6 protein-coding genes are annotated in these 5,768 nt (G+C 69.0%); 2 read left to right on the forward strand and 4 right to left on the reverse strand.

Annotation, left to right across the window (positions count from 1 at the left end; genetic code table 11):
* The coding region (locus HW577_RS19325) for a DUF2336 domain-containing protein (protein ID WP_198377763.1) at window positions 1-403 on the forward strand (403 nt) is incomplete at its 5' end.
* A gap of 9 nt (window positions 404-412) precedes the next feature.
* Here the strand turns inward: HW577_RS19325 and argB are convergent.
* The gene (gene argB, locus HW577_RS19330; protein WP_198377764.1) at window positions 413-1,303 is read right to left on the reverse strand and encodes an acetylglutamate kinase; all 891 of its coding nucleotides are present in this window, start codon (window positions 1,301-1,303) and stop codon (window positions 413-415) included.
* 218 nt (window positions 1,304-1,521) lie between these two features.
* On the opposite strand from argB, the gene HW577_RS19335 reads away from it, so the two are divergent.
* Window positions 1,522-2,826 (forward strand): NtaA/DmoA family FMN-dependent monooxygenase, encoded by a 1,305-nt coding sequence (locus HW577_RS19335; protein WP_198377765.1) that lies wholly within the window; start codon window positions 1,522-1,524, stop codon window positions 2,824-2,826.
* 140 nt (window positions 2,827-2,966) lie between these two features.
* On the opposite strand, the gene HW577_RS19340 is transcribed toward HW577_RS19335, so the two are convergent.
* The 3 genes from HW577_RS19340 to yidC all read right to left on the reverse strand — a co-directional run.
* Window positions 2,967-3,224, reverse strand: a complete 258-nt coding sequence (locus HW577_RS19340) for a hypothetical protein (RefSeq protein ID WP_198377766.1) — start codon at window positions 3,222-3,224, stop codon at window positions 2,967-2,969.
* Window positions 3,225-3,396: 172 nt separating this feature from the next.
* Window positions 3,397-4,059 (reverse strand): ribosome biogenesis GTP-binding protein YihA/YsxC, encoded by a 663-nt coding sequence (yihA, locus tag HW577_RS19345; RefSeq protein WP_198377767.1) that lies wholly within the window; start codon window positions 4,057-4,059, stop codon window positions 3,397-3,399.
* A gap of 100 nt (window positions 4,060-4,159) precedes the next feature.
* Window positions 4,160-5,768, reverse strand: a 1,609-nt coding sequence (gene yidC, locus HW577_RS19350; RefSeq protein ID WP_198377768.1) for a membrane protein insertase YidC, incomplete at its 5' end; no start/stop codon positions are given.

Raw genomic sequence — 5,768 nt, forward strand, 5'->3', positions numbered from 1 at the left:
CCGCCGCGCCGTCGCGCTCCGCCTCGCCGGCCAGGCGCGGCCGGGCGAGACGGCATCGGACGCGGGGGAACGCGCCATGATCCTGCTGCGCGCCGGCGCGCTCGACGACGGCGTCCTGCTGCGCGCCGCGCGCGCCGCGGAAGCGGATTTCGTCAAGTCGGCGCTCGCCGCGCTGGCCGGGGTGGCGCTGGCGGAGGTTGAGCACGTCGTCGTCACGCGCTGCGGCAAGTCGATCGCCGGTCTCTGTCGGCGCGCGGAGCTCTCCGAGGCGACGGCCGCGGCAGTGGCGATGCTTCTTGTCCCGCCGGCGCCGACGGCCTCGGCGTCCGTCGCGCCGTCGCTCGTGGGCGACGGCGAGCTGCGCTGGCGGATCGACGCGCTGGCCCGCGCCGCGGCGCGCTGAACCCGCCGGTCAGGGCCGGATCAGCGTGCCCGGCCCGGCATCCGTGAAAAGCTCGGCCAGGATCGCGTGCGGCACGCGCCCGTCGAGGATGACCGCACCCTTCACGCCACGCTCGATCGCGTAGATGCAGGTCTCGACCTTCGGGATCATGCCGCCGGAGATCCAGCCGGCCTCGATGCCGGCCTTGACCTCGGCGACGCTCATCTCCGGGATCAGGCGCTTGTCGGTGTCGAGCACGCCCGGCACGTCGGTCAGCATCAGCAGCCGTTCGGCCGAAAGCGCGCCGGCGATGGCACCGGCGGCGGTGTCGGCGTTGATGTTGTAGGTCTGCCCGTCCTCCCCCACGCCGACGGGGGCGACGACGGGAACGATGTCCGCGCCGATCAGCAGGCGCAGCACCTTGGGGTCAACGCTGGCGGGTTCGCCCACGAAGCCGAGGTCCAGCACCTTCTCGATGTTGCTGTCGGGATCGCGGTAGGTGCGCTGCAGCTTGCGCGCGCGGATCAGCCCGCCATCCTTGCCGGAGATACCGACCGCCATGACGCCCGCGCGCGTGATGGCTTCCGCCACCTGCTTGTTGACCGGGCCGGCGAGGACCATCTCGACCACGTCGAGCATCTCCTCATCCGTCACGCGCAAGCCCTGGATGAAGGTGGACTTCACGTTGAGCCGCTTGAGCATGGCGTTGATCTGCGGCCCGCCGCCATGGACGACGACGGGGTTCACGCCGACCTGCTCCAGCAGCGCGATGTCGCGGCCGAAGCGCAGCGCCGTGTCCTCCTCCCCCATCGCGTGGCCGCCATACTTCACGACGACCGTCGCGTCGTCGTAGCGCTTCAGGAAGGGCAGCGCACCGGCCAGGATCTGCATGGCTTCGGGCGTGTCGACGGTCTCGGTCATGCGGCGGGCTCGTTGCGTCTGGCGTGGCCGGTTCGGCCGTTGGGGCCACCCCCTTAGAGCAGATCGGTCCGGCTGGAAATCGCCGCGCCACGAGGGGGCCGGCGCCTTGCCGGTGGGCGAGGGCTCTCGCATAGTCGGGGCAACGCGCCATCAGGATCGCACGGCCGACACCGACCCGGAGGTTCCATGGCCTGTCCCGCCGCCCGGAGCATCGCGCCGTGACCCGCCGGCGGATGCATCTCGTCGCCTACCTCAAGACCGGTCCGACGGCGAACCATCCCGGTGCCTGGCGCCACCCCGAAGCGGCGCTCGACGACATCTTCGACCCCGCCCGCTACGAGCACATCGCGCGCGTGCTGGAAGCCGCGTGCTTCGATGCCTGCTTCTATGCCGACACCTTCGGCCTGCCGGACATCCATGGCGGGAACTTCGACGCCTATCTGCGGCTCGGCGGGCAGATCTCCTACATGGATCCGCTCGTGGTGCTGCCGATCATGGCGCGGGTGACGCGGCATCTCGGCCTCGGGGCCACGCTGTCCACCACGCTGCTGCATCCCTACTGGATCGCGCGGACGCTCGCTTCGCTCGATCTGCTGAGCGGCGGGCGGATGGCGTGGAACATCGTGACCTCGGCCACCGACCTCGAGGCGCGCAACTTCGGGATGGGCGGCATCGCGGCGAAGAACGAACGCTACGATCGCGCCGAGGAAGTGGTCGCCGCCTGCAACGCGCTGTGGGAGTCCTGGGACGAGGGCGCGATGGTGGCCGACCGCGAGGGCGGCGTGTTCATCGACCCGTCTAAGGTGCGCTACACGAATTACGAAGGCCGCTACGTGCGCACGCGCGGGCCGCTGGCCATGCCGCGCACGCCGCAGGTGCGGCCGGTGTTCATGCAGGCGGGGTCGTCGGACCGAGGGCGCGACTTCGCCGCGCGCTGGGCGGAGCTGGTGTTCTGCACGCCGAACACGATGGCGGATGGCATCGCCTTCACCACCGACCTCAAGGCGCGCATGGCGAAGTTCGGCCGCGCTCCGGAGGCGTGTCACGTGCTGCCATCCTTCATGACGGTGATCGGCGAGACGCAGAGCATCGCGCAGGAGAAGTACGAATACCTGCAATCGCTGATCGACCCCGACGCGCAGCGGATGCTCAATTCCGCGCTGATGGGGGTGGATCTGTCGAAGGTCGCCTCGCCCGAGGAAATGCGCGCGAAGCAGGGCAACCAGGGGATCGTGGGCTCGCAGGACCGCGTGCTGCAGGTGATGCGGCAGGAGGGGATCGGCTTCCAGGATGCGGTGGCGAAGCCCCGGTCGCTGCTGGTGGGCACGCCGTCGTCGATCGCGGACACGCTGGAGGAGTGGTTCACCTCCGGCGCCTGCGACGGCTTCATCATCACGCCGACGGTGCATCCGCGCATGTTCGAGGAATTCTGCCGGCTGGTGGTGCCGGAATTGCAGCGGCGCGGGCTGTTCCGGAAGGAGTATGCTGGCGTGACGCTGCGGGAGAATTTAGCGCGGGGGTAAGGCGCTCGCGCCTCATCACATCCATGACGTCAGCGGCTTTGTTGGGTCTCTCCAGACGTCGTCCCCATCCGTTCCCGCAGTTCAGCCCACCCACGGGCCGTTTCCTGGCGGAACCGCACCGGATCCGCCGCGAACTTGGCTTACAGGCCAGGGATGAAAGGGCTCAAGGATGAGGGGCGATCGCCACGACAGGCTGCCTGCACGTCGGCCGGCGTGCCGTGCCCTGCCAGCATCCGCCGCTTCGCCGCCTCCGGTGCACCGCGCGTGATCGAGTTTGTTCTCATGATGTATGCCTCGATGAGCGCGACGGTTTCGTCGATCTCCCTGCGAAGCTCCGTTTCGCCTGCGAAGCACGCATCGAAGACCTGCTGAAAGGTGAGCAGATAGCCGTAGGCCATCCCCGTCCCCGCCTGGTTGGCCGGACGGTCACCTTGCGTTTGCGCGAATGCAGGCGCGGCCCGAAGGCAAAGCGCCCCGAAGCGTGCGGCACGCCACGGTCGCATCGTGTCGATATAGGAATATTCCAGCTAAATCTACAGTGCCGCGAAGACACACTGCAAGGCGCGTGATTCAGAGCGGCGCCGCGAGCGACGTCACCTCCGCCCGCAATTCGTCGATCCCCAGCCCCGTCTCGCTGCTGGTGACCAGCACCAGCGGGTGCGCGGCGGTGTTGCGGCGGGCGAGGTCCTTGGCCTCCTCGAGCCGCGCGGCGAGCTTCACCGGACCCACGTCGTCGGCCTTGGTCAGGACGATCTGGAAGGCGACGGCGGCGGTGTTGAGCAGGTCCATCGCTGCGCGGTCGGCGGACTTCGTCTCGATGCGGGCGTCCAGCAGCAGCATCACGCGCATCAGGTTCGGCCGGCCGCGCAGGTAGTCGAACATCACGCCCTGCCAGTCGCGCTGCATGTCCTTCGACGCCTTGGCGTAGCCGTAGCCCGGCAGGTCCACCAGCACCAGGCGTTCCGCCAGGTTGAAGAAGTTCAGCTGCCGCGTCCGCCCCGGCGTCTGGGAGACGCGCGCGAGCGCCTTCTGCCCTGTCAGCGCGTTGAGCAGCGAGGACTTGCCCACGTTGGACCGCCCGCAGAAGGCGACCTCGGGCAGCCCCGGCGGCGGCAGCTGGTCGGATTTCTGCGCCGCGTAGAAGAAGGTGCAGGGCCGCGCGAAGAGCAGCCGCCCCGCCTCGATCAGTGCCGCGCGCTCGGCGTCGTCCTTGGCCTCGGCAAGCCCGGTCATGCTGGTCCTTTCGCCGGATGGGCCACGGTAGCCGCGCTTGTGCGCCTTGGTGACAGCCAGAAGAAGGAGGGGGTCCGGGGGAGTTCCCTCCCCCGGCCTTCTACTTGGACTTGGCCGCCTTCGCCGCCCGGCGATCGTGCCGCATGATGTAGTACTGTTGCGCGACCGACAGGGTGTTGTTCCAGGCCCAGTAGATGATCAGCCCGGCCGGGAAGGACGCCAGCATGAAGGTGAAGATGATCGGCATCCAGGCGAAGATCTTGGCCTGGATCGGGTCAGGCGGCTGCGGGTTCAGCTTCTGCTGCACCCACATCGTGACGCCCATGATGAGCGCCCAGGCCGGCATGTGCAGGAAGCTGCTCCACTGCGCCGGGTCGAAGGGCAGCAGCCCGAACAGGTTGAACAGGTTCGTCGGATCCGGCGCGGAAAGATCCTGGATCCAGCCGAAGAAGGGCTGGTGGCGCATCTCGATGGTGACGAACAGCGCCTTGTACAGCGCGAAGAAGACCGGGATCTGGATAAGGATGGGCAGGCAGCCGGAGGCGGGGTTCACCTTCTCCGACCGGTACAGCGCCATCATCTCCTGCTGCGCCTTCTGCGGCTCATCCTTGTAGCGGTCCCGGATCTCCGTCATTTTCGGCGCGAGCACCTTCATCCGCGCCATGGAATGGTAGGCCTTGTTGGCCAGCGGGAAGAAGGCGGCCTTGATCAGCACCGTGAAGATCAGGATCGCGACGCCGAAGTTCCCCGTCATGCGGAACAGCCAGTCGAGCGCGAGGAAGAACGGCTTCACCAGGAAGTAGAACCAGCCGAAGTCGATCGCCTTGTCGAAGTCGGTGATGTTCAGCCGGTCCATGTAGCCGTCGAGGAGATGGACCTCCTTCGCCCCGGCAAACAGGCGCGTGGCCAGCGTCGCTGTGGCACCCGGCGCGACGGCCTGCGGCGCGGTCGCCGCCATGTCCACCTGCCAGCGGTCGCCCGCCGCGCCGCCGCCCTCGTTCACGTGGCGATATGCGGCCCGCAGCGCCTGGTCGGGGCCGCCCGGCATGATGGCGGCAAGCCAGTACTTGTCGGTGATGCCGGCCCAGCCGCCGGTCGTCTCCTCCTCCATCGCCACGCCGCGGCGGCGTTCGCCCTCGGACTTGGCGTCGCTGTAGGTGACTTCGCGCAGGCGGCCGTTGAGCACGCCGGTGAAGCCCTCATGCAGGATGAAGAAGCCTTCGACCCGCGGCGTGCGCTCCCGCCGGATGCGTACCCAGGGGAGCACCGAGGCAGGCTCGGCGCCCGTGTTGCGCACGCGCTGCTCGGCGCTGACCATGTATTGCTCGTCGATCGTCAGCGCGATCTCGAACACCAGTCCCTGGCCGTTGTCCCAGGACAGCGTCACGGGCCGGCCGGGCGCGAGCGGCCCGCCCGTCGCGGTCCAGTCGGTCTCGCCATCGGGCACGCGCGACCGGCCATCGGCCGCCGTCCAGCCCCATTGGGCGAAATAGGGATGCTCGGTCTCGCGCTGGCCGAACAGGCGGACCTGCGGCGGGTTCGGCTCGGTGCGGGAGGCGAGGCGCTCGGTGTAGGTCGTGAGTACCAGGTCGTCGATGCGCGCACCGCGCAGGTTGATGCTGCCCGCGAGCCGGGGTGTTTCGACCGGTACGCGCGCGGCTGGCGGCCGGCCCGCATCCGTCGCGGCGGCGGCCGCGGCGGCGGCCCCG

The organism is Neoroseomonas rubea (genome assembly GCF_016106015.1).
Classification (GTDB): Bacteria; Pseudomonadota; Alphaproteobacteria; order Acetobacterales; family Acetobacteraceae; genus Neoroseomonas; species Neoroseomonas rubea.

Excerpts from the sequence above, each read along its gene's own strand:
- argB (WP_198377764.1), bottom strand. The coding sequence starts at position 1,303 with ATGACCGAGACCGTCGACACGCCCGAAGCCATGCAGATCCTGGCCGGT.
- HW577_RS19340 (WP_198377766.1), bottom strand. The coding sequence starts at position 3,224 with ATGGCCTACGGCTATCTGCTCACCTTTCAGCAGGTCTTCGATGCGTGC.
- yihA (WP_198377767.1), bottom strand. The coding sequence starts at position 4,059 with ATGACCGGGCTTGCCGAGGCCAAGGACGACGCCGAGCGCGCGGCACTG.